Here is a 24,270-nt window from a genome sequence, read left to right on the forward strand (position 1 = left end):
CGCATGCGTTGGTGGCGCACAGCCCGCACGCTGTATTCGCTGTGGTCCTATGCCTGGTCCGGTGTGACCTGGCGGGACAAATGGTTGGTTTTTCTGCTGGTTGGGTTGATTTCGATGGGCGAGCACCGGGTGCGGGCGCGAAGCTGGTTTTTCAACCGAATCAATGCCTGCGCCCGTGAGGGACAGGTGCACCTGCGGCTGCGGATTGGCCGGCGCATCTGTACAGTAGCTATGCGCCAAGACAACCGCGAAGATTTTATTGTTGGTGGGGAAATCATCAAAGGGGCCGATGCGCCGCCGCCCTTCACGCCACGCCAGATCGTGGATGGCGGAGCCAACATCGGCCTGTTTGCCATCTATGCCAGCGCCCTTTTTCCCGAGGCCAAACTGGTCTGCTACGAGCCGGATGAAAAGAATCTGGCGCAGTTGCGCTACAACCTGACGATCAATGACATTGCCGCGGAGGTGCAGCCGGTGGGTCTATGGTCACGCGAAACCACGCTGTACTACCATCCCGTTGTTTCCTGTGGGGGATACATTGACGAGACACCGCCGGGGATTCCGATTCCATGTGTCGTCCCCCAGATCGGGCCGGATTGCTGGTTGAAGCTCGACATCGAAAGCAGTGAATACGAGGTGCTGCCGCGCCTGCTGGCCGATGGGGCGTATCCGCGCTGGATTTCGATGGAACTGCACGCTTTTGCGCAGCGCGGGCAGGAGTTGCTCCGGCTTCTGGAAGCCCATGGCTACCGGGTGCGCGGGGATGTGTCGCCGGAGCTGTGGTTGACCACGATTGAAGCCTGGCGGGAGCCGTCCGACGGGCCGTGATGGGCCGTGAACTCAGCCGGTCGTCAGGCTGTCCCGATCCACAAGAACAGAGGTGATGATGGCCTCGGAAACGGCCTGCCCCTCGACGGTGATTTCGCCGCGCAAACGGGCAACCCGGCCCTTGAAGCGGAGCAGCGTCATGGTGATGTGCAGGGTGTCGCCGGGGACGACCGGGCGGCGGAACTTCACTTCGTCAATCCCGGCAAAGAGCAGCAGCTTTTTTTCCGGTTCGGCAATCTGGTTCAGCAGCAGCAGTCCGCCGGTTTGCGCCATGGCTTCGATTTGCAGCACGCCGGGCATGACGGGCATGCCGGGGAAGTGTCCCTGAAAAAACGGCTCGTTGATGGTGACGTTTTTGAGACCGACGATGCGCTGTCCGGGTGTCAGATCAATGATGCGGTCCACCAGCAGAAACGGGTAGCGGTGTGGGAGAAAAGCCTGGATTTGCGTCGTGCTCAGCAGGGTTTCCATAGGGTCTCAGTCTTCGCTTTCCGCTGGCTGGTGACTCAGCGCCGGCAAGAGGGTGTTCAGGCGCGTTTCGACGGCCGTCAGCCGGGCCTCGATGTCCGGCAGGCGGTAGGGCAGGCGGGCGGCGTAAATCCGCTCACGCTTCCACTCGCGGAGGGTCGTAATCGGCATGCCGGCGTAGGTTTCTCCAGGCGGAACGGACTTGGTGATGCCGGTTTTGCCGGCAATTGTTGCGCCCTCTCCGATTTCGACCTGCGGATTGGCGCCAACCTGCCCGGCCATGGTCACGCGCCGTCCGACTTTGACGCCGCCGGAAAGACCGACCAGGGCCGCCAACAAACTGTCCTCTCCAATCGTGCAGTTGTGCGCGATATGCACCAGGTTGTCAATCTTGACGCCGCGCCCGATGCGCGTCTCACCCAGCGTGGCGCGGTCAATGGTTGAGTTCGCCCCGATTTCAACATCGTCTTCAATGACAACCGTGCCAACCTGGGGAATCTTGACGTGCGTGCCGTCAGCGTCGCGCGCGTAACCGTAGCCGTCAGCGCCAATAACAACCCCGGCGTGGAGGATGCAGCGGGCACCAATCCGTACACCGTCATAAATGGTCACATTGGGATAGATGGTCGTGTCGTCGCCGATGGTCACGTGGCGCCCGATGACGACACCGGGATGAATCGTGACCCGTGCCCCAAGCCGGGAGCCTTCCCCAATGACGACGTGCGGCCCAATCGTCGGGCTGTCACCGATGACGACATCCGCCGCCAGTGTGGCTTCAGGGGCAATTCCCAAGGCTTGGCGGGGCGGAACATGCAGCAGGGCAATGGCCCGCGCAAAGGCGACCTTGGGGTAGTCCGCCGGCAGAAGGTTGTACCGGGCAGCATCGGCTTCCGTCACCGTCTCGGCCGCAACAATGAAGGCGGCGGCCCGGGAGGTGGCCAGTCGGTCGCGGCGGGAACCGAGCGCCAGCGCCAGATGGGTCGGCGAGGCGGTTTCAAACTCGCCAACTCCCAGAATCGGAACCTGTGGATTGCCGAGACAGGAAAGCCCAAGGGCTGCGGCCAGTTCACCAAGCGTCATGGCCACAGGCTACCCACTCACGGTTTCGCGCTGGTAGCGGGCGCGGCTACCGGGTTGGCGCGGTTGTATTCCCGGATGAAGTCTTCGGTGATGTCGGCCGCATTGTCCACGTACGGGATCATGCCCAGGTTGTTGTTGGCCGCCAGCGCGCCAACATCAATGATCATGATGATGCCCCGCGCTGCTGCGTAACTCTCCATGAACTTGAAGACTTTTTCGCGGAGCGGATTGAGGACAGTTTGTTGTTCGCGCTCGATGTCGGCGCGCAGGTCTTCGTCCTTGCGCTTGTATTCCTTTTCAAGGGCCAGTCCCTGTTCCTGGGCCTGGCGGCGGACTTCGACCGAAAGCTTTTCATCCTGCACCTTCTGGGTCAGTTCCTGAAGGCGCTTGGCCAGGTTTTCGAGTTCCGTTGTGCGGGGCTTGAACTTTTCTTCCAGCTTTTGGGCTTGCCGCCGAAACTCGTCAATTTTGTCACCGAACACCAGGGTGTTGACGATGACGACACGGCCCGTCGGAATGGAGGTCGCCTTGGCGGGAGCCGCCGGTTGGGAACTCCCTGTCGGGAGTGCCTGCGCCGCCGCGGTTGTAAAGCCGGCCGCAACCGTGGCAAGCACCCAGAGCGGAAGAGAAAACTTCATGATGGTATAACGTCCTTATCGAAGTGGCTGTTGGTTGGCAGGCACGGGCAAAGCAGTGTACCGTGCTGTGCATTGACCGATGCACCTTCCACAAAGGAAGTCTGCCATTATACAAACGCCCGGTCAGAACGCAATTGTCCGCCCGTAACATCAAGTCTGATCAACCCCTTTCATTGACACCGGCAGCCGGTGGGATACGATGGCGCGGATGTTCTCCCCGCGAACGCTGTGCGCCCCGGTTTCCCTCTGGAAAACCCAGTCCGGCATAAGATTGGTTGGATGGTACGTTTCGTGCAGGGACAGGAATAAAGACGCAGGAAAGGTGGCTTCCGGCAATGACATGGCGCGTTGTCGTACAGGGACAAACCTACGAGACGAATCCCGAAGAACTCAAGCAGTGGGTTCGTGAAGGCCGGGTGCTTCCCACCGACCAGGTGTTTCAGCCGGGATTGGGGTGGAGTGCCGCCGCCCAAATCCCGGAGTTACAGGGCTGGTTTCCGCCGGGAGCCACGACTTTGCTCGCACCCGGAATGGAAGGCGGGATGTCCGCGTCGCCATACGCGGCCCCGTCCTACCCGCCGCCGGCGGCTGCGCCTTATGCGCCCCAGGCTGACCCTTACACCCCGGCCTACGGGCAGGTTGGCAGCTACGGCTACAGTCCGATGCTGGCCGCGATGCCAGCCAGCCCGGCCGGCCTTGGACAACGCTTTATCGGCAGTTTTGTGGACGGAGTGCTTTCTGTACTGTGCGCATTGCCAGGGATTTTTCTCTACATGAGTGCCATTGCGGCTGGTGCGCGTGACGGTGCAGAAATTCCTGCCGGGCGGGCCACCGGCGGTTACATCCTGGCCTACCTTGGGATCATTGGATATGGACTGCTCTGCGCCTACATGACGAGCACCAGCGGCGCATCGCCGGGCAAGAAAATTGCCGGGACGGTCGTCCTGCGCGAAGATGGGCAATATCTCAGTTTTGGGATGGCCATCCTGCGCGAACTGCTCAAAAACGTCTTCAGCAATATCTGCTTCCTGCTGAACCTGTGGCTGCTCTTCGATCCGGCGCGCCAGCAGCTCTACGACAAGGTCGTGCGGGCCAATGTGTACGCCCGATAGCCGATGTCCACACGCTGGTTTCGGCAATCCGGTTTCGGAAATGAAGGTGGCCACGGCACGCGGCAGATGCCAGGCAGCGGCTTCGATGCCAGGCCCTGATGCTGTGCGCGGGTTAGGAAGTCGGCTCACCCTGCTGAGCGGGAGGTCGGAAGTTGTCCGGGGCATCTGCATCGAGTGGCAGGGCGGCAATCTGCCGGGTTCGATACCGTGCACCGGCTGCGTCGGTTTCCGGCGGTTGGGGTTGCCGGTAGAGCCGGTCTTCAGTTGTGACAGCAACGGCGGCGTCGAACGCCAGACGCAAATCCAGAACTGAGGCAAAGCGGTCGGCAGGTTTTTTGGCTAACGCCTGTTGCACCACAGCCACAACCGCTTCAGACAAATGCGGGCGGTAGAGCTGAAGCGGCGGCGGCGGCACGGCAATGTGGCGGGCCATGATGTACTGCGACGGGCCGACGAAGGGCGGCCGTCCGGCCAGCATGCGGTAGAGCACCGCTCCCAGGCTGTAAATGTCGCTGGCCGCCGTGAGTTCCTGCTCCCCACACTGCTCCGGGCTCATATACTCCGGCGTCCCAATCGCCACACTTTCACCTGAAATCTCGAAGTCCTGCCACGCAAAAAGGGGCTTGGCAATGCCGAAGTCAAGCAGGGTCGTGTGCTCGCTTCCGTCGGACTGGCGGCTGAGGAAGATGTTGCCCGGCTTCAGGTCGCGGTGCAGGATGCCGGCTGCATGCATGGCCGCGACGGCTTCACAGGCCGGATCGAAAATCGCCTGAATCCGCGTCAACGGCATCTGCCCAAGGGCATCGAGTTCATCCAGCAGCGTACGCCCGTCGAGCCACTGCATGACGAAGTAGGCGATGCCGTAGGAGGTTTCACCCTGACTGTAGATTTCGATGATGTTGGGGTGCCGAATCCGGGACAGCAGAGCGATCTCCCGGCGAAAACGCAGCACGGCGTCGTGGTGCTTTCCGAACTCATGCTGGGAAATGGCCTTGATGGCCACCGGACGGTCATTTTGCAGGTCATAGCCCTTGTACACCGTCGCGCCGTTGCCCGTGTGAATGCGCGTCAGCACCTGGTATTGGTCATCCAGGGTCATGCCCACGAGCGCGCTGCCTGAAATCATGCTGGACGGCCTTTCAAAAGCTGGAGGCTGCCATCTCAGGTGACGGCTGCTTCCAGAATGTCCAGGGCCCCGGCTTCGAGCCGGGCGCGGACGCCAAAGGGCAACGTCAGGTTGCCCACTTCACTATGCCCACTGCGCCAGCCATAGAGCGCCGGGACGCCCACCGGGCGGATGAGGTCATGGATGACTTCCGCCAGTTGATACCCTTGGTCGGGATGCTGCACGCAGTCACTCATTTCACCAAAGACAAACCCGGCCACCCGGTCCAGTTGTCCGGCCAGCCACAACTGCTGGAGCAGGCGGTCAATCTGGTAGGGCTTGGTGGCCGTGTCTTCCAGAAACAGGATAGCCCCCTCGGTGGCGAGTTGCCACGGCGTACCGACCAGCGCCGCCACGAGGGAAAGGCAGCCCCCCACCAGCCGGCCGGTGGCTGTCCCGCCGATGAGGGTTTCGACGTGAGGGGAAGTGAGTTTTCCAGCCGGTTGGGCGTTCATCACCAGCCGTTGAAAACTGTCCCAGTCGTAGTGCGTTGGCCCGGCAGAAAAATCCTTGGCCACCATCGGGCCGTGAAATGTCACCAGATCGCAGGCGCGGTGCAGAAACAGATGCAGGGCGGTGAGATCGCTGTAGCCAACAAAGATTTTGGGCTGAGCGCGCAGCCGGGCGGCTTCGATGTGTGGCAGAAGGTGCATCGTGCCGTAGCCGCCACGCGCTGCCACGATGGCTTTGACTTCCGGGTTCGTCCACAGCGTGTGCAGTTCGTCCAGCCGCCGGCGCAGTGTGCCCGCCGTGTAACGTTCCTTTGCGCCAATGTCCGGGCGATGGATGACGCGGAAGCCAAGGCGCTCCAGTTCGCGGACACCGGCCATCAGCCAGTCCGGGCGGACGTTGCTGGCCGGCGCAATGACGCCAATGAGGTCGCCGGATTTCAGGGCCGGAGGCTTGACCATATATCGCTCCCGGTGGTGTCGCGCAGGACTTCAAGGAGCCGCGTCACAGCGCGCAGTTGTTGGGTGAGCGGCAGCCCGCCGGCTTCCAGATCGGGCGTCGGCGGGAGGTGGACAAAGCCAAACCGGCACGAAAGACGCCGTTGGCGCAGGGCGTACAGCCCGGCGTAAAACAGGTGGTTGCAGAGATAGGTTCCGGCGGAATACGAAATTTCAACCGGAAGTTCATCCGCGCGGAGCGCAGCTTCCATTGCACGGATGGGGAGTGTCGTCCACAGCGTTGGCGGCCCGTCCGGCACGACCGGCGTATCCTGCCGCCGGTTTCCGGCATTGTCAGCTACGGTGAAGTCATCGAGGTTGACGGCCAGCCGTTCAAGGGCAATGGCGCGGCGTCCGGCGGCCAGCCCCAGTGCCAGTACGGCCGCCGGACGGGTTTCCTCCACAGCCTGCATCAGCCGCGCCACGCTTTCGTTGGCAACCACCGGCAGCACCAGACGCGACAGGTTCACACCGGCGGGAGGCGGTACAGTCAGAGCCACCGTCCGGGACGGATTGCCGGAAAAATGGGCAAACGGCTCGAAGCCAGTGACCAGAATGTGCATCACGACGGCATCCGCTCCTGTGCTACCACATTCTGCCGGCGGCCTGGACCGCCGGTTGGCGTTGCCGCTCCTGGGCATCCACGACGGCAATGGCCGCGAGGTTGACAATGTCTTTGACCTCGGCGTTGTTCGGCAGGACGTGTGCCGGATAGGCCAGTCCCATCAGAATTGGCCCGACAACCTCAGCCCCGCCCAGCGTGGCCAGCAGTTTGTAGGCAATGTTGGCCGATTGCAGATCGGGAAAGACCAGCACCGACGTGCGTTTGTCCCCCAGCGCCGAAAAGGGATAGTCCCGCGCCAGTTGTTCCGGCGAAAGGGCCACGTCAGCCATCACTTCTCCATCAATGACCAGCGTCGGTTGTTTCTGCCGCGCCAGTTCAACCGCCCGCCGTACTTTTTCGGTGAACGGATGACGCACACTGCCAAAGGTCGAGAACGACAGCATGGCCACTCGCGCTTCGATGCCGAACTGCTCGGCCGTGCGCGCGGCATAAATGGCAATGTCGGCCAGGTCTTCGGCCGTCGGCTCGATGTTGACGGTCGTATCGGCCAGAAAGTACGCCCGGTTTTTGGCCAGCACCAGATGCAGTCCCATGACGCGCCGGACGCCGGTTCCCGTTCCGAGTACGCGCAGCACTGGTTTGAGTCCTTCCGAATACGCACTTGTCACACCTGTCACCAGCGCATCGGCGTCGCCCTGCCGTACCATCATCGCACCAAAGTAGTTTGACCGCTTGAGTATCTGACGCGCGCCAATGAGCGTCAAACCCTTGCGTTGACGCAGCCGGTGCAGGGCTTGTGCATAGTCCTCGAAACGTTCCGAACCCTTGGGCGTGACAATCTCGACGGTATCCAGAGCCAGCCGGAGGGTTTCGGCGCGGGCGCGAATGACCGCCGGATCACCGAGCAGGATGGGCTGGGCAATCCGGTCTTCGGCCAGCGCCGCCGCCGCGCGGATGATGCGGTCATCATCGCCTTCGGGAAAGACCACCCGCCGTGGCGCGCGCCGGGCCTTGGTAAACATGATGCGCAGGGTTTCCCGCGACTTGCCGAGCCGGCTGGCCAGCGTTTCGCGGTACTCATCCAGATCGAGGTGAATCCGCGCCACACCATCCCGCATGGCCGCTTCAGCCACCGCCGACGCGACCCAGATGAGCACCCGGTAGTCAAACGGTTTCGGAATGATGTAGTCGGGGCCGAAGACAAGGTGGGAAAGCCCGTAGGCTTTGGCCACCGTTTCCGGGACATCCTGCTTGGCCAGAGCGGCCAGAGCGTGCGCCGCCGCCAGCATCATGCCGTCGGTAATGGTCCGCGCCCGCACGTCGAGCGCGCCCCGGAAAATGAAGGGAAAACCAAGCACGTTGTTGACCTGATTGGGATAGTCGCTGCGCCCGGTGCCCATGATGCAGTCGGGGCGGGCCGCCTTGGCTTCCTCGTAGCTGATTTCGGGGTCCGGGTTGGCCATTGCCAGCACAATTGGACGTTCCGCCATGGTCTTGAGCATTTCCGGTGTCACCATGCCCTTGGCCGACAGCCCGATGAACACGTCGGCCCCGCGCAGGGCGTCGGCCAGCGTCCGGGCTTCGGTTTCCACGGCAAACTCGGCTTTGTGCTCGTTCATGCCTTCCGTGCGCCCACGGTAGATGACGCCCTTGGTGTCGCACATGAGGATGTTTTCCGGGCGGACGCCGAGTTTTTTGTACATCCGCGCGCATCCCATGGCGCTGGCGCCCGCGCCGGAGAAGACGATTCTGACGCTGTCGAGGGACTTGCCGACGAGTTCCAGCGCGTTGAGGATGGCGGCGCTGGAAATGATGGCCGTGCCGTGCTGGTCATCGTGAAAGACCGGAATATCGAGGATTTCACGCAGCCGTTGCTCGATGTAGAAGCACTCCGGGGCTTTGATGTCTTCGAGATTGATGCCGCCGAAGGTGGGTTCGAGGATTTTGAGCGTCTGGATGAGTTCGTCGGGGTCTTCCGTCGCCAGCTCCAGATCGAATACGTCTATGTCGGCAAAGCGTTTGAACAGGACACCTTTGCCTTCCATGACCGGCTTGCCGGCCAGGGGGCCGATGTTGCCCAGGCCAAGTACGGCCGTGCCGTTGGAAACAACGGCGACCAGATTGCCTTTGGCCGTGTAGGTGTACGCTGCGGCCGGGTCACGGGCGATTTCAAGGCACGGTTCCGCCACACCGGGCGAGTAGGCCAGCGACAGATCGCGCTGCGTCAGACAGGGTTTGGTTGGGACAACCTCGATTTTGCCGCGCCGTCCCTGGGCATGGTAATCGAGTGCTGCTTGGCGCCGGTTCATAAATACACCTCATTTGTACGAAACATTCGCCTGACTCTAACGCAGGCGCGTCACTTCCGTACAATACCTTGTTGTTTTGCTTCAGCCGGGTTCAGTTCCCGGGCGGAGATTTTCAGGGGGCTGGGTCACGTCGCCAGCCAGCAGGCTACCTTGTGTCCTTCGCCAACATCGCGCAGGGGTGGCTCCCGGTGGCGGCACTCATCCACGGCAACGGGGCAACGCGGATGAAAGCGGCAGCCGGGCGGGGGCGCGAGCGGACTGGGTACATCTCCGGCCAGTGGTGCGCGGACTTTGCGCCGGGACGGGTCAGGAATGGGGATGCTTTCCAGCAGTGCCTGGGTGTAGGGATGACGCGGTTGGGTAAACAGGCGGCGCGTCGGGGCCACTTCGACCAGTTTTCCAAGGTACATCGTACCCACCCGCGTGCAGAAATGCTCCACCACGGCCAGCCCGTGGGAAATGAACAGGTAGGTCAGCCCAAACTGTTCCCGCAGGTCGGCCAGCAGGTTGATGATCTGGGCCTGAACGGAGACATCCAGGGCGGAAACCGGTTCGTCGGCGACGATGAACTTGGGCCGAAGCGCCAGCGCCCGCGCAATGCTGATGCGTTGACGCTGGCCGCCGGAAAACTCATGCGGATACCGGCTGGCGTAGTCGGGATCGAGACCGACGACCCGTAGCAGTTCAGCCACTTGTTCCTGGCGCGACTGGCGGTTGCCGATACCGTGAATGACGAGCGGTTCGGCAATGGCTTCGCCAATCCGCATCCGGGGATTGAGTGAGGCATAAGGGTCCTGAAAGACGATTTGCATGTCGCGCCGTACCCGGCGCAGTTCGGAGCGGGAGAGCTGCCGTAGGTCGCGGCCGTCGAACACAATCCTCCCACTGGATGGTTCGACAAGCCGCAGGATGGTGCGGCCGATGGTGGTTTTGCCGCAGCCGGATTCCCCAACGAGTCCGAAGGTTTCACCGGGCAGAAGGCTGAAGCTCACCCCGTCCACGGCTTTGACAAGGCCACCGGCGACCGGAAAGTGCTTGACGAGGTGCTCCACCTGGAGCAGGTGGTGATCCATGGAATGCCTGGAAATGCAGTGGGAAGAAAAGGTTACATCCGCAGGACTTTCACCGAAGTCAGGACATGCGTCAAGAGCCGGTGGCTGCGGGCATAGATGCCCGGACATTCACTTTCGCGCGGGCCGGCGATGTTGAGCCGAACGGGTTGCCATTGCGCAATCCAGGCAAGAATGATGTCTGCGGCTTCGGACAGTTGAAGCATCACCAGGGCGCAGGGCTTGCGCCAGCGCACCGTACAGTCAAGGGTCAACCGTGTGCCGCCCAACAACTCATCTTCGAGCAGGATCAGGGTGGCATCGCTGTCGCGTACGTTCCATTCCGTTCGCTGGGCCGGGTCTGTGTCCGGGGTTTCAAGCAGTGGGTAGTCCGGCGCAAGTGGGCCGTCTTCGGCCCAGCGCCCGTGGGGGCACCACCCGGCACATTCGAGTCCGACCTGTCGGGCCGCGTCAAGGGCCGCCCGATCCACACCGGTTTGCCCACCTGAAACAATCACCATTGATGTCATGGCTGTACCAAATCTCCGGGCCGGCCCTGGTCAGCTTGTCAGGCGACGGTAGATGCCGGGCAGCTTCTCCGGCAGGCTGAGCACGTCATCAATGACCGTATAACCCACGTCACCATAGAGTTCCCTGAGTTCCTGGTCGGCATCCCGCTCGATGGTGATACAGAACGGCGTGATGCCGGACTGCCGGGCGCTGCGCAGGGCCTGCTTGCTGTCTTCGCGGGCATAGCGGGCGTCGCCGTAGTCATGGTCGTAGGGCCGGCCGTCCGAAAGCAGGATGAGCAGCTTGGTGCGGGCCTGGTGTCCGGTCAGTTTGCAGACGGCATGCCGGACGGCAGCGCCCAGACGGGTGTTGTTCTGGTAGTTGATGCCGCCGATCCGTTCCTCGATCTGGGCGCTGTAGCGTTCTTCAAATTCCTTGATGACATAGAAGCGGACGTTGCGGCGGCCCTCGCTCGTAAAGCCATAGATGGCATAGCTGTCGCCGACGGCTTCGAGGGCTTCGTTCATGATGACCAGCCCTTCTTTCTCGATGTCAATGATGCGTTGTCCCGGCCGCGTGTAGGGCATCCTGGGATAGCGCGTCAGGGTACGTGCTGTCGAACTTGACATGTCGAGCAGAAAGGCCACGGCGACGTTGCGATGGCGGCGCAGGTGCTTGATGTAGATGCGTTCATTCCCGGAGAGCGCCGCCCGCCGGTCGAGCTGGCGGTCAATCACAGCATCCAGGTCAAACATTTCCCCGTCCAGTTCACCCGTGACCCGACGGAGCGCTTCCGGTTTCATGAGCTGAAACTGGTGGCGGATTGAGGAAATGAGTCCGTGGTGGCGCGCGCGCGTCAGTTCGACAAAGGTTCGTGTGCCGGCCGTGGGCCGGTGCTCAATCACCCGGCACCAATTGACGCGGTAATCCCCCAGTTCGCGGTCCCACTCATCGTAGAAAAACGCCTGTCCGTCAGCTTCCAGCATCCGGTCATCGGTCAGCCCTTCCCGTAAAAACTGGGCGGTGAGGTCGTGCTGGGAGGGGGTGTGTTCCTGGCTCCACGTCTCGAAACTTTGACCGGGTTGAGGTGGGGAAGGTGACGCCGGTGAGGTGGACGGAGTGGAAACTTCAGTTGCCCCGGCTTCACCCGGCGCATCATCCGGTTGCTGGACGACCTCGTTGACGGCCGCTTCGGTCGCATCGGAGGGCTGTACCTGTTCGATGATGTCGTAAATGCGCTGGGTCGCCAGCAGGGTATCGGTCAGCGCCGCCGTCGGATGGTCGAGATAGGTTGTAACAATCTGTTCGAGGGCCGTGACAATATGCGGAAGCTGTTGCCGGGTGACGGCATCCACACCGCCGCAGAGGGCGATCCGAAACAGGATTTCCGTCCACTGGTGCTCCGGCGGGAGTTGTAGGACATCCGGGCGGGTCTCCCGCAACCGGGCCGCAATGAAATCCAGGTCACGGCGGATGCCCCGGTAGGCGCGCCGCAGGCGGCGGTCAATCCGTGCGTTCTCAAGGATTGTAAACAGGCGCGTGGCGGTTGCTGGATCGGGAAAGTGCCGCAGCAATGTGCGATAGGTCACCGGCTCCCGTCCCGTTGGCGGTGGAGCCGTGGGAAAAGCCGCCTGGAAATCCTGCCGCAACGCGATGAGTTCCGGGGTGTCGGCGGCATGAGTGCCGTACTCAATCTGTCCGGCTCCGTGAGCGGCCAGTACCTTGTAGAGCCGGAAATTCGATTCTTCATCCGCGAAGTCGTTGATTCGACCAGGCAGCGGAATGGTGCGTCCATCGCCAATGACGGACTGCTCGGCGGCGCTTGAAAGTGGGACAATCGTCACGCTGCGTCCGGTGAGACCTTCGACATACAGCCGGAGGATGGCAGAGACCGTATCGAGCGCCACACCGTCCTGTCCGCCTTGGAGCGCTGCCCGGCTCGCACGGGACTGCAAGCCGTAGTAAGCCTGAACAGCGCGTCCATCCGGGTGGTGCGCCAGTCCGGCCAGGGCCCAGTTGCGGAAATGTTCAATGTTGGTCTGGCGCAGCGCCAGCGGAGCTGACTTGAAGCATTCCAAGGCCGCTGTACGGTCCACCCGGTCCAGATCGGCTACGGTCTCACACAACAACCGGAGCGCAGCCGTAAGGTCAGGGCCCGACCGCGAGGCAGCCAGCGTCTGCATCACTTCCGGCGTCAGCTTCAGGAACTGATAGCTGTTCGTATTTCCCTGGGCGCACATCGTGAGCGCCAGCCGCCGCCAGGGTTCATAGCCCTGGTGGCCCGTCTGCTGGACAACCGCCGTGGCGGCGCGCAGGTAGTACAGCGCCAGGCTGCCCCCGCGTTCCAGAAAGGCCTGTGTGTGTTCAAGCAGCGCGTTCAGATGGCCATGCGTGCGTTGGGTGAGGAAGTTCGGGATGGCCAGAAAAAACTCGGCCGCCGTGCCGCCGGCGCGGTAGGCAAAGGCGGCGGTCATTTCGACGAGGCGGTTGAGCAGCGCCTGGTCAGGGCTGTCGAAGGTGCGGACGTGCGTCACCACAACCGGCGACTGGCGCAGCAGGTCCTGGCTGTGTCGCACCGAGTGACGCGCCACTTCGTTCACGATGGAGAGCAGGCGCGGCAGCACCGGAGTGCTGTCAATCCGGGAAACAACCGAGGGAAACATCTGGAACGTTTCCACGGCTGTGCGGGTGGACATCGTTGCCTGGCGCGTCGTCAGGACAATGGCGCTCAGGCGGTGAGCCGAAGGCAGCGCCTCGAAGACCTGGGGACTGGCCCGGAAGAACTGGTAGGCGGCTTCGACATTGGTGGACGCAAGGCGTTTTCCACACTCACCCCACGCCTGAAGCTCAAACGACGTGAGCTGTGTGGCAACTTCGGGCGTGACCCGGAAAAACTCCAGCGCCGTCCGGGGCGACAGGCTGGCCAGTCCCGCCCCGATGCTGGTGAGAAACAGCAGGCGTTCGGTTGGAATCCCGGCCAGGCGCGGAACCATCTGCTCGGCTTCAGCAGCGTCACTCCCTTTGAACAACTGGCGGAGTTTGGCTCTAAGCTGGGATTCGGCCATAACCTTGGTCTCCGGGAATCAGTTGGTGGCAGACATCTGCCTGTCAGGTGGTAGCGCACTGCCAGCGGCAGAGGGGAGGGCGGCGACAATGGACTGAAACCGCTTCTCAAAGGCCGGCCGGTTGCGATTGGTATGCCCGGCAAGACTGAGGCGCAGGGTGCCATCCGGCAGTGGCTCCAGGTACAGCCACAGCCGCTGATGCGCAAAGAAAAACACAAGCCAGAGCGCCACGATGAGCATTGCCGAGCCGAGATAGACCGTCGTCACGCCGGGGTCATACTGCACCTGAAGAATATGGCCGCTGGAAACTTTCTCGAAGTCGGTCAGGACCAGGCGCAGGTCGCCGACTTCGGTTTTGGCCCTGAGAAATGGAGCATTGCCCAGGGTGGCGAGACCTTCTGGTGGAAAAGCATAAAGCTGACGTGGGTTGTCACCAAGGACATCCAGAATGGCAACCGGACGCCGGTATTCGCCGCTGGCACTCCCCAGGCGTCCGCCCTGGAAGGTGACATCGGGAATGAAATCCGCCAGCCGGACGCGCCCCAGTCCGGGAATATCAGTCGGTTCGCGTCCAATGACGTAGGCCGTACCGGTCTGACTTCCAGCCGGACGGAGTTCGATGTTGACCGTCCGGGCGCTGCCGAAGTTGTCAAAACTGGCCTGGAAAAAACGGTAGCCACGGTAGTCGAAGGGATGGTTGAGGTGGATGTGGGCCGGGATTTCCACTCCACGCTGCTCATCTTTGATCAGGACGCGCGTGTGCCAGTCGAGCGTGTTGGGCGCACTGAGGTCGGGTTTGCGCGGATCGAGCAGGTTTTGTTCGATGTCGGTGCACACCAGCGTGAAGGGCATTGCAAATTCCCGGACCGGCTCATCAGGCGCCCCAAAGCTGACGAAGGTGTTGGCCGCCTGTCCCGGCACCATCCGCACCGTACCTTTGTGACCAAACAACCCGCCCACCAAAGCGCCGCCGAAGATGGTCAGCAACGCGGCGTGAACAGCATACGCCGTAAGTCGGTTCCACGCATGGGCTTCCATCAGAATGGTTGTGCTGCCATCCCGTGGGTTGACCGTCTCAACGACCCGATACACGGCGCTGATGGGCAGCCACCGGTGGATGAGCGGACGTAATTCCTGCTCCGCCCGCGCTTTGAGCGTCTGAATGACCGTTGCCGCATCCGTCACATGGGCCACATGGCGAAATGGCTGGCGATTGATGAACGCCTGGTTGACTTTCACGATCGGCTTGCGTACGTAGCGCCAGGCCGCCGGAAAGTAGTCAATCGAGGCGAGCACGATATTGAGGCTGACGGTCAGCAGCAGCAGGTTGAACCAGCGGGTGTGGTAAATGTCGAGCAGACCGAGAAACTCATACAGTTCCCGTTCGGCTGGCAGCAGGCTGGCATAGTACTCCGTAAAACCGCTGGTGCCCTTCTGGATGATGACGGTGCCCAGCACCGAGGCAACAATCAGCACGGCCAGCAGAAAGACCCCGACCTTGACCGAACTCAGAAAGCGAAGCGTGGCATCGAGCATCCGCTCAGCCTGGGACTTGCGCGGTTTGAAAGGCTTGGGCGACGGTTGCGGTGCGGATTGGTTCGCCTGAAGTGTGTCGGTGTCTGTGACCGGACTTGGTGTTTCAACTGAAAGCGCCATGGATGGAGTGATGAGCCTGATAAAAGTTGCATCGCCCATGGGGAGCGGCGATGGCGCAGCCTGTTGGCGAAGTATCCGCACAGCCGGGGACAGGGGTCAAGGTAACTGTGCGCCCACAAACGTAGCGCACTTGTATCTGAGCGGCCTTTTCGGTTTTTGTCCGTGATCTGACCCGGCTAGGCAGAAAACTGACGGCTTGCTATGATGCAGGCTACTTTTGGCAGACTCCATCAGCAATGCGAACGCCACAGGACGGTCGCCGGCCGGGTGCAGTCTGGTGGCGTGGCCGTCGAGGATTGAGGAGAACGTAGTTCATGGGCAGACACTTTGTGCTGCGTCGTCCGGTTCGCACAACCGAGCGTGGGGAAGGATACGGGCAGCTTATTGCTGTCCTTGCGGTTGTAGCCACCATTGGCTTTATCCTGTTCAAGACTTTGCCTGTGTACTGGCGTGAGCAGAACGTCAAGAATGAACTCGCGGAACTGGCGCGCAAGTATGCCATCGGCGCCAAGGGCTACATAACGGAGAAAGAACTTGAAAACCAGTGGCTGAAAATCAGCAACGAGTTCAATGTGCCTGAAGAAGCCAAGTTTACGGTCAACCGGCAGGGAGGAAAGGTCACTCTCAAAGTGCAGTACACCGAGCCGATCAACTTCCTGGTGTACACGTATGACTGGGAAGTCAATGCCGAGGCCTCAGACTCTACCGGGCGGTACTAAGTGGGCTGATGCTACTTGATTACATAGGTGACAGCCTCCACTTTGGCCGCGAACCGCAGTGCTGCCTGCGGGACTTCGTTGCCGGGCGCACAGAACCCTGTTACCTCTACGACCTGCGCCATTTCACTGAACGTTACCGATGCTTCCGGTCGGCTTTTGCCGGCCTGCCGCATACCATCCACTATGCTGTCAAGGCCAATGCCCATCCGGTCTTTCTGCGCCGGGTTGTGGAGTTGGGCGGTGGGGCGGATGTCGTCTCCGGCGGTGAACTGCAACGCGCTCTCGACTCCGGGGTGCCACCGGAGCGGGTCATTTTCTCCGGGGTCGGGAAGTCGCATGCCGAACTGCGGTTGGCGCTGACCTGCGGCATCAAGCAGATCAACGTCGAGTCGGTCGGTGAGATGCGCCGGATCATTGACCTGGCGGAAGCCCTGGGCCGACCGGCCCGCATTGCCTTTCGCTTTAATCCGTCGGTGGATGCTGAAACCCACCCGTACATTGCAACCGGTTTTCGGAGTCACAAGTTCGGGATTGACGCCGAAGCGGTCATGACGTGTCTGGCGCTGGCGCGGCAGTCCGCCCGATGGGTGCAGGTGGTGGGCGTCTCACTGCACATCGGGTCGCAAATCGTGGACGTGGAAAACTTCGCCGAAGCCCTGCGCAACACCCGTCCACTGGTGGCGGCGCTGCGCGAGCAGGGCTTTGCGCTGTCCACCTTTGATGTGGGGGGCGGTTTTGGCATCCACTACGACACCGGTGATGAAGCCCGCGAGCTGGAAAACTTTGCGCGCTATGCCGAGGTCATCCGACAGGGCGTGCAGGGACTGGCCGGGGAAATTCTCTTTGAGCCGGGAAGGTTTCTTGTGGCCCGCTGTGGCGTGTTGCTGGCCCGGGTCGAGTATGTCAAAACAACGCCCTACAAGACCTTTGTTATCGTCAACACCGGGATGCACCACCTGATCCGTCCGGCGCTGTACCAGGCCCACCACCGGATTTTGCCGGTCGTGCAGCGGGCCGGCCCCAGCCGCGTGGTGGATGTGGTGGGTCCGCTTTGTGAGTCGTCGGACTTCCTGGCCCAGGGCATCGAACTCCCGGAGGTGCGCGAAGGTGACTGGCTGGCCATTGCCGATGCCGGAGCCTACGCCCGCAGTATGGCCAGCGAATACAACCTGCATCCCTTTCCCGATGAAGAATTCATCGTAGAATAAGCCGATTGGGGACCCATCGGCCCTCTGGGACTCAACCAAGTTTGACGGAGTGGGAGATTCGCCGGGCATGGTTTGTTCGTCCCTGCGTCATAGTGTGGCTTGGCTCGTTGCTGTCGTCCTGCTGCTGACGGCAGCCTGGTCATCCTCTGTGGCCCAGAGTGGGCGCAAACGCGAGACTGCGCCGCGCCAGTACGAGCCGGCCAAACCCAAATCCCCGCCGCCTTCCGAGACTCAGGAACCGCCGGCTACGCCCTCCCGTCCACGGACGGTCGGCCAACCGGATGCTCCCCAGTCGGACGCGCCCCGGAACGACGACTCCGAGCCGGACGACACAGACGAGAACACGCTGCGGATTCAAACCCAGCTTGTGACTGTCCCGTTTGCCGTAGTGGACAAGCGCAACCGGTACATCAATGACCTGACAGCCCAGGACGTACAGGTGCTGGAAAACGGCAAGCCGCAGGAAATTTTCTCCTTCACCCGCGAGCATGATCTGCCGCTGACCTTTGCCCTGGTCTTTGACATCAGTGGCAGCCAGCAGTACAGCATTGCCGAGCAGCGCCTGGCGGCCAAAACCTTTCTGCGCCAGACGATCCGCCCTGAAAAAGACCTCGCCGGAGTGGTGACATTCCGGCGCGACATCGAAGTGCGCCAGAAGCTCACCAGCAACCTGGCGGCGCTTGAACGGGCGGTTGACGATGTCCGGTTTGAATCCGGGGGCTATGTGTATGGCGGTACGCCGCCGCTGGATCCGTCCATCACCGGCACGAGCCTGTACGATGCGGTCTATGTTATCTCCAGCGAGATGTTGCCCCGCGAAGCCGGGCGGCGTGTCATCATCCTGCTGACGGACGGGGAAGACACGACGAGCCGCTACAAACTCAACGATGCCATTGACATGGCCCTGCGTTCCGACGTGCAGGTGTATGCCGTGGGGATTCCGGGCGGAGTGCCCAACGGCTTCGGCGGCGTCACCATCACCGGCATTGACCGTCGAACGCTGGAGCGCCTGTGTGAGGCCACCGGCGGACGGGCGTTTTTCCCGCGCAGCCCGGCAGACTATGTGGCGGCCTTTCAGCAGATCGAGACGGATTTGCGGCAGCAGTACATTTTGACCTACGTTCCGTCGGATGCAACCCGCGATGGGAGTTTCCGTTCCATCACCATCAAAATCCTGCGCTCCGGTGAAGCCAAAGACTGGCGCATCTTTACGCGCAAGGGCTACTACGCCAAGTAAGGCGCTTTCGGTGTCATTGCTGGCCGGGTGGCAGTGTTTTTCGGTTTCAGTGCCTTCAGTTGCGGATGACTTTACGGATTGAGCCGCCGTCCCTGGTGATGAGCGGCGTACGGTAGGGAAGGCGGCGAATGATGTTTGGTGCGGTGGGCGTGCGGGGTGGCAGGTCCACAACCAACTCCACTGGCGGCCACGCCTGAATGTTCACTTCGGTGAACTCCACCGTAGTGAAGTCCGGGTGGATGAACCGGACACGGTACACGCCTTCCGGGATGCCCACGTGGGCACCGCGGCCGTTGCGGTCGGTTTCAAATGTCAGCGCCGCTTCCGAAGAGCGCTGACGCAGCTCCACTTTGACACCGGCCACCGGGAGCGACTCCGGTTTCAGGCGGCCTTCTGCCCGAACGATCACGTAAAGCCGGCCACAGCACCGGGACGCGCCGGCCGCCACCGGCGGAGGCCCGCCCGCCGCCGGCACCCAGCCCCAGAGCAGCAGCCAGAACGCGAGAAAGCACGTGCTTCGCTGGAAGGCGTGCAGTAGCATTGCCCGCCAAGGCTGCCGGGGCCCACGTCCCGGACATTTCCTGCCAGTGTTGTTGATGATGTCCATCCTGCAAGCCATTCTTCTTGGTATCGTCCAGGGGCTGACTGAGTTTTTGCCCATCAGCAGTACAGCCCATCTGATTCTCGTCAGCAAGCTGCTTCAGCTTGACCAAAAGCTGACGCCGGAGCAGTTGACCGGCTTTGTGGCTTTTATCCAGTTGGGTACGGTCCTGGCCCTGATTGTCTATTTCTTCCCGGACTTGTGGAACATTGCCCGGGGCTTCCTGACCGACAACCTGGCCTGGCTGCAGGAGCGGCGGGAACTGGGTGAACGGGCCCGACTGGGATGGCTGATTGTCATCGGGTCGTTTCCGGTCATCGTGTTCGGGTTCGGATTCAGGAAAATCATCGAGGGGGTGCTGACGAAAAACCTGTACGTCATTGCCGGGGCGCTGGTCGGTCTGGCGGTGTTTCTGGTCGTGGCTGAAGTTGTGGGATCACGCCGCCTCAAGCTGTCTGACCTCACCTGGTGGCATGCCCTGCTCATTGGCTGCGGACAGGCGCTGGCGCTCATTCCGGGCGCTTCGCGTTCCGGCACGACCATCACTGCCGGCCTGCTGCTGGGGCTTGACCGCGCCACTGCCGCCCGCTTTTCGTTTCTGCTGTGCGTTCCGGCCCTGACCGGCGCCGGGCTGTTGCAGTTTGTTCGGGAAGTCAAGGACTTCGATCCGACGATGCTGCTGGCGACGGTTGTTGCCACGGTTGTATCCGGCATCACCGGATATGCCGCCATTGCCTTTCTGCTCTACTTTCTCAAGACGCACAGCATGCTGGTTTTTGTGGTCTATCGGCTTGTTTTGGGCGGACTGCTGTTCTTTCTGCTGGTTACCCAGCGGATCGCTCCGGTTTGATAAATCGCCTATTCAATCCCGGTTGCCTGAGCCGTAAAGCCGGCGGTAATGGGCGGTATTGCGCAGGACACCCTGAACATACAGCCGGGTTTCGGTAATCGGGATGGCATCAATCCAGACATCAAGCTCAGCGGTAGGCAGGGTCTTGAGCCAGTTGACAACCCGACCCGGCCCGGCGTTGTAGGCTGCGAAGGCATATTCATAGCGCCCGAACTGGCGGCACATGTCGGCCAGGTAGCTGGTGCCCAGCACGATGTTGAGCCTGGGATTGTAGAGCTGGTCAGCCGTAATGGGTCCGGTGCCTTTTTTGTTGGCCACGAGCCGTCCGGTCGAGGGGAGCAGTTGCATCAGACCGATGGCGTTGGCGCGTGAGCGGGCGTTGGCGTCAAAGACCGACTCCTGGCGGATGAGGCCGGCGACGATGAAGGGGTCAAGTCCATTGGCCCTGGCTTCCTGCTGGATGGTTTCCCACTCGCGCAACGGAAAGAAGATTTCCCATTCTTCGCGGCTGATTTCATCGCCTTGGTAGGCGAGATACTCCGGGTGGGCGCGCTGCAACGCCTGCACGGCGCGGTTGGGTTGGCCGAGGTCGCGGTACACGCGGGCCATTTCGAGTGCGACTTTGGGTGACGTGGGCGCCGTCTGACGCGCCGCTTCCATTTCTTCGAGGGCAAAATCCATCAGCCCGATGATCCGAAGCTGGGAGGCCCGTTCCAGCCAGGCTTCGCCTTCGCTGCCAAGGGTTTCCGGGAGCGGACGGGCCGGCGGCAAGCCGGCAACAGCTCGCATGACGGGATGTTGCACCGGAAGCTGCGCCGCCGGGACGGAGCGCAGGGCCGCCAGACGATTGGCTGCCTGCTGTCCGTAGTAGCCATAGCGGTACCGCCGGACAATGGCTTCGTAGAGTACCTTGGCTTCGGTGTTGCGCCCGGTGCGCTCCAGGTTGCGCGCTGCCCAGTAGGCGGCCATGCCTTTGTAATCCGAGGCCGGAAACAGTGCCACGTGGTCGAGCAGAAGCGGAAGGGCGGCCGCATAGGAGCCCTGCTGGTGAAGTGTCCAGGCCCGCCGGAAGTGCCACCGCTGGCCGGCTTTCCGCTCAGGGTACTGCCGGATGAGTCGCTCGTAGTAGTTTCCGCTGCCGCGCTTTTCAGCCCACTGGGCAAGGTTTTCGAGCGCCTCGCCAGCGCGTGGGGAAGTGGGATACAGCGTCAGCAGCCGCTCCACCGTGGCCGGATAGCTGGTGCTGCCGCTCCGCCGCTGGACTTCGGAAAGGTAAAACAACGCTTCGGCGTGGCGCGGTTTGTCCTGACTGCTGACGGCCGCAAGCTGGGTTGCCGCCGGAGCCAACTTCTGGGCAAAGTAGAGGCTGATGCCGTACCGCAGGCGGGCTTCATCACTTTGGAGTGCAGTTGGGTCAAGCGTCGCCAGTTGGGTGAAGTCTTCGGCAGCGGCCGTGTATTGCCTGGCTTCATAGAGCCGGTTGGCGCGTCGGCGCAGTCCGTCGGCGTCTGTGACACGCACCGCGGCAGCCGCCGTCGCCGGATCAGGGAACAATGCCTGCCGGGCATTTTGGACTTCGTCCTGGGTCAGGCTGTCCGGCGCTTCGGTGATGATGCGCCGCCAGGTGCGCTGGGCGTCTTCCAGACGGCCGGCCGTGTGGTATGCCAGGGTCAGAATGGCCAGGGCATTGCCATCCCCTTTGTCAAGCAGAGGTTGGAGCACCTGCTCAACACCCGGCACATCGCGCCGGACGGCGGCAGCCCGCCCGGCCTGGAGTGTGGCGGCACGGGCCAGCAGGGATTGCGGATAGCGTCTGCCGACTTGCGCCAAGGTTGCCTGCGCGGCCTGGAACTGGCCGCTGTCAAACTGGGCTTTGCCCAGGTAATACAACCCATAGTCACCCAAACGGCTGAACTCGCCAATGAGTGGCGTGTCGAGCAGGCTGACTGCGGTGGCGTAGTTGCGTTGCTGGTAGTTGTCATAGCCCCGGCGAAAACGGGCCAGAGCCGCAGCTTCAGAGTCTGGATAACGGCGCTCGAAGCTGGCAAGAAGGCTGTCGGGCGGCTGATTGCCGGCGCGCGCCACTGCCTGACGGAGTTCGGTGAGGGCAGCCGTGCGTTCCTGGGGCGTGGCGGCGTGCAGGCAGTGCCGCACTGTGAAACTGCCACCAAGGGCAAGTCCGGCGATCAATACGAGTCCACCGACGCCAATCCTGAGCGGCAGTGGCTGCAACCAGGTACGCCAACGTGACTGAAGCCGTGAGAACAATGCTTTCATGGCAGGGGGGTCCGCTTGGAAAAAAATGGACGAGCCGGGTGCTCGTCCATTTCCTGGAGATGGGAATCGCTTGCAGCGTGGCTTTATTCCGGCTGTATCAGAACCGGACCGGGGCAATCCGCCCCAAGGCGGGAGGGATCACCTTCCGCCAGGGAAGAAACGAGTTCGTCGTAGAAGTAATCGAACTTCGCCGCCACGATGGGACTAACCCGCTTGTCATACATCTGGCGCGAGCGGTCAATGTCTTCTTTTAGACGGTCATACAGGTCGCGGTTAATGCGTCCTTCCGCAACCTTGGCCTCGTTGTAGAGCTTGATTTCCGAAACGAGCAGACGGGCAAAGCGCCGTGCATCGTTGTGGGCTTTGGCTTCCTCTTCAGTCGTGGGTTTGGGAGGGGCGCTTGGCGCAGCAACAGGGACCGGTGGTTGTGACTGAATGGCCGGAGTTGGGAATGGAGCGACGGTGAAGGCTCCATTGTCAAGCGATGCGGTACCGCTTTCAACGCCAAAGACGGGTACCGATGGTTCGGGAGAAGGCTGCGTCCAGGAGGATGTGGGAGCTGGCTCCTGAATCGTCGGACCGGGCGGGACGTAGGGCGGGAGCGGTTTCGGTTCGAATGCTGGTTCCTGTGGTTCCGGGCTGGTTTCAGCCGTCACGGCAACCATTTCAGGCACCGTTGCCGGCGCCGCACTGTCTGGCTGGGCGTCTCCGGCAAGGTGTCCATCGGGTTGGGGGGAAACCTGGGGCGTGGAGTCGTACTCCGTCCCCATGGAAGCACCCGGCCCGGCTGGTGCTACGACACCATACCCTACCTCTGCCTGGGCAGCACTGGTTTCAGCCGGTTCAGCTTGGTAGGTGGTCGCCTGAACTTCAGCGGCGGTGGTCTCCGCCACACTTTCCTGGGGAGCGCCGGTCTCAGCCGCGACCGGCGTGGCTGCCGGTTGCTCGGTGACCACTGGACGAACCTGCGCTTCGCTGACGGCTGTGGGTGGGGAAGCCGTTTCAGTCGTGACCGGTGGCGGGGCCATGGTCTGGGTCGTCCGGTCCGTGACCGCAACCGCAGTTGTTGCCAGCCGACTGCGGGCATTGAGCAGTTCGACGGTCAGCCCGGCAACGTTGGTCAGAATTTGCAGTGGTGGAACGGTAATCCGCTCCGCCGGCTGATCGCCGGAGTCGGCATAGAGTACGGCGGCCACCTTGCCACGGACGAGCAGCGGAATGCCGGCCATGGCTTCGGGCGCTTGCCCGATACGGTCAAGCAGAATCTGGTTTTCCTGGTAGGCATAGGGGCTGTCCAGCACGGCCATCTGCTGTTCCAGTGCTGCGAACAGCGTTGTTTTGGCCTCAATGGGGATGGTCAGCCCGCGGAGTGAACCCCCGGCCGTTTCAAAGCCACGTTCCGTCCAGGCGACGATATTCCCGGACTTGACAACAAACAGCGCCACCCGTGGTGCGTATTCCAGGGCGCGTGTGACCAGCAGATTGAGAACTTCAGCCTGAGTGGGCTGGCTCTGAATTTCGACGAGGTAGTAATACAGCGCCTGAAGATCAACCGTCAGTGGTGGCGGCGCTGCTGCAACCGGTGGCGCAGGAATTTCCTCGACAGGCGGTGGCGGTTCCGCCTCATGCGCCGGAACCGGTGTTGCCGCTGAGGTTGGCGGCAGTGGGGCCGCCAGGGCGGCCAGATGCGCCACTGCGCGTTCGGCAAAGTCGGCAATGGCTGGTTCCTGGCTGACCGCCGCCAGTCGCGCGGCCGACTGCGAGAGCAACTGTGTAAAAGACTGTTCAACCTGGTGGTGCATCCGGGCCAGTTCAGCTTCCATTTTGCCCAGCTCGGCACGGACAATAGCTTCGATTTCGGCGCGCCAACTTGCCTTCAGGTGTTCGTGTGACACGGGTTTCTCTCCACTCGATGAGATGCTTGATGCCGGTGGAACTTAGCCTGGCATCCCAGGTTTCGGTTGTCCCCCATTCCTCCCAACCTGA

General features: G+C 62.0%; 20 protein-coding genes. 6 read left to right on the forward strand and 14 right to left on the reverse strand.

Features of this window, described 5'->3' with window-relative positions; translation table 11 throughout:
• Positions 1-3: 3 nt before the first annotated feature.
• Entirely contained in the window at positions 4-828 is an 825-nt protein-coding gene (locus CABTHER_RS05540; protein WP_014099618.1) for an FkbM family methyltransferase, read from the forward strand.
• 12 nt (positions 829-840) lie between these two features.
• Here CABTHER_RS05540 and fabZ read toward each other — a convergent pair whose 3' ends face one another.
• From fabZ to CABTHER_RS05555, 3 genes are read right to left on the reverse strand one after another with little or no spacing between them, the layout of a single operon-like run.
• Positions 841-1,299 carry a 3-hydroxyacyl-ACP dehydratase FabZ gene (gene fabZ, locus CABTHER_RS05545; protein WP_014099619.1) on the reverse strand — a complete coding sequence of 153 codons (459 nt, stop codon included), beginning with the start codon at positions 1,297-1,299 and terminating at the stop codon, positions 841-843.
• Between the two features lie 6 nt (positions 1,300-1,305).
• On the reverse strand, positions 1,306-2,376 hold the full coding sequence (gene lpxD, locus CABTHER_RS05550; RefSeq protein ID WP_014099620.1) for a UDP-3-O-(3-hydroxymyristoyl)glucosamine N-acyltransferase: 1,071 nt from the start codon (positions 2,374-2,376) through the stop codon (positions 1,306-1,308).
• 17 nt (positions 2,377-2,393) lie between these two features.
• Positions 2,394-3,014: an OmpH family outer membrane protein gene (locus CABTHER_RS05555; RefSeq protein ID WP_014099621.1), complete on the reverse strand. Its 621-nt coding sequence runs from the start codon at positions 3,012-3,014 to the stop codon at positions 2,394-2,396.
• A 335-nt stretch (positions 3,015-3,349) separates the two neighbouring features.
• Between CABTHER_RS05555 and CABTHER_RS15635 the strand changes: the two genes are divergently transcribed.
• Positions 3,350-4,126 carry an RDD family protein gene (locus CABTHER_RS15635; protein WP_014099622.1) on the forward strand — a complete coding sequence of 259 codons (777 nt, stop codon included), beginning with the start codon at positions 3,350-3,352 and terminating at the stop codon, positions 4,124-4,126.
• 112 nt (positions 4,127-4,238) lie between these two features.
• On the opposite strand, the gene CABTHER_RS05565 is transcribed toward CABTHER_RS15635, so the two are convergent.
• The 8 genes from CABTHER_RS05565 to resB form a co-directional block, all read right to left on the reverse strand.
• Entirely contained in the window at positions 4,239-5,252 is a 1,014-nt protein-coding gene (locus CABTHER_RS05565) for a serine/threonine-protein kinase (protein WP_014099623.1), read from the reverse strand.
• Positions 5,253-5,287: 35 nt separating this feature from the next.
• On the reverse strand, positions 5,288-6,202 hold the full coding sequence (locus tag CABTHER_RS05570; RefSeq protein WP_014099624.1) for a S66 peptidase family protein: 915 nt from the start codon (positions 6,200-6,202) through the stop codon (positions 5,288-5,290).
• Positions 6,181-6,801 carry a pyroglutamyl-peptidase I family protein gene (locus tag CABTHER_RS05575; protein ID WP_014099625.1) on the reverse strand — a complete coding sequence of 207 codons (621 nt, stop codon included), beginning with the start codon at positions 6,799-6,801 and terminating at the stop codon, positions 6,181-6,183. The genes CABTHER_RS05570 and CABTHER_RS05575 overlap by 22 nt, the downstream gene beginning before the upstream one ends.
• Positions 6,802-6,823: 22 nt before the next feature.
• Entirely contained in the window at positions 6,824-9,112 is a 2,289-nt protein-coding gene (locus CABTHER_RS05580; protein ID WP_014099626.1) for an NADP-dependent malic enzyme, read from the reverse strand.
• A gap of 125 nt (positions 9,113-9,237) precedes the next feature.
• The gene (locus CABTHER_RS05585) at positions 9,238-10,185 is read right to left on the reverse strand and encodes an ABC transporter ATP-binding protein (RefSeq protein WP_014099627.1); all 948 of its coding nucleotides are present in this window, start codon (positions 10,183-10,185) and stop codon (positions 9,238-9,240) included.
• A gap of 32 nt (positions 10,186-10,217) precedes the next feature.
• Positions 10,218-10,691, reverse strand: coding sequence for a putative molybdenum carrier protein (locus CABTHER_RS05590; protein WP_041569101.1), 474 nt, complete (start codon positions 10,689-10,691; stop codon positions 10,218-10,220).
• A 30-nt stretch (positions 10,692-10,721) separates the two neighbouring features.
• Positions 10,722-13,736 (reverse strand): nitric oxide reductase activation protein NorD, encoded by a 3,015-nt coding sequence (locus tag CABTHER_RS15640; RefSeq protein WP_014099629.1) that lies wholly within the window; start codon positions 13,734-13,736, stop codon positions 10,722-10,724.
• Positions 13,737-13,754: 18 nt separating this feature from the next.
• Entirely contained in the window at positions 13,755-15,431 is a 1,677-nt protein-coding gene (gene resB, locus CABTHER_RS05600) for a cytochrome c biogenesis protein ResB (RefSeq protein ID WP_014099630.1), read from the reverse strand.
• A gap of 275 nt (positions 15,432-15,706) precedes the next feature.
• Between resB and CABTHER_RS05605 the strand changes: the two genes are divergently transcribed.
• The 3 genes from CABTHER_RS05605 (at position 15,707) to CABTHER_RS05615 (ending at position 18,556) form a co-directional block, all read left to right on the forward strand.
• On the forward strand, positions 15,707-16,111 hold the full coding sequence (locus CABTHER_RS05605) for a hypothetical protein (RefSeq protein WP_014099631.1): 405 nt from the start codon (positions 15,707-15,709) through the stop codon (positions 16,109-16,111).
• A gap of 8 nt (positions 16,112-16,119) precedes the next feature.
• Positions 16,120-17,319, forward strand: a complete 1,200-nt coding sequence (gene lysA, locus CABTHER_RS05610; protein WP_014099632.1) for a diaminopimelate decarboxylase — start codon at positions 16,120-16,122, stop codon at positions 17,317-17,319.
• Positions 17,320-17,386: 67 nt separating this feature from the next.
• Positions 17,387-18,556: a VWA domain-containing protein gene (locus tag CABTHER_RS05615; protein ID WP_041569103.1), complete on the forward strand. Its 1,170-nt coding sequence runs from the start codon at positions 17,387-17,389 to the stop codon at positions 18,554-18,556.
• A 55-nt stretch (positions 18,557-18,611) separates the two neighbouring features.
• Here the strand turns inward: CABTHER_RS05615 and CABTHER_RS05620 are convergent, their stop codons facing one another.
• Complete coding sequence (locus tag CABTHER_RS05620; protein ID WP_014099634.1) at positions 18,612-19,097, reverse strand: carboxypeptidase-like regulatory domain-containing protein; 486 nt, start codon at positions 19,095-19,097, stop codon at positions 18,612-18,614.
• A 58-nt stretch (positions 19,098-19,155) separates the two neighbouring features.
• On the opposite strand from CABTHER_RS05620, the gene uppP reads away from it, so the two are divergent.
• Positions 19,156-20,007 (forward strand): undecaprenyl-diphosphatase UppP, encoded by an 852-nt coding sequence (gene uppP, locus CABTHER_RS05625; protein ID WP_041569597.1) that lies wholly within the window; start codon positions 19,156-19,158, stop codon positions 20,005-20,007.
• Between the two features lie 12 nt (positions 20,008-20,019).
• Here uppP and CABTHER_RS05630 read toward each other — a convergent pair whose 3' ends face one another.
• Positions 20,020-22,284: a transglycosylase SLT domain-containing protein gene (locus CABTHER_RS05630; RefSeq protein WP_014099636.1), complete on the reverse strand. Its 2,265-nt coding sequence runs from the start codon at positions 22,282-22,284 to the stop codon at positions 20,020-20,022.
• An 83-nt stretch (positions 22,285-22,367) separates the two neighbouring features.
• Positions 22,368-24,179 carry a hypothetical protein gene (locus CABTHER_RS05635; RefSeq protein ID WP_014099637.1) on the reverse strand — a complete coding sequence of 604 codons (1,812 nt, stop codon included), beginning with the start codon at positions 24,177-24,179 and terminating at the stop codon, positions 22,368-22,370.
• Positions 24,180-24,270 lie beyond the last annotated feature (91 nt).

Source organism: Chloracidobacterium thermophilum B (assembly GCF_000226295.1).
GTDB lineage: Bacteria > Acidobacteriota > Blastocatellia > Chloracidobacteriales > Chloracidobacteriaceae > Chloracidobacterium > Chloracidobacterium thermophilum.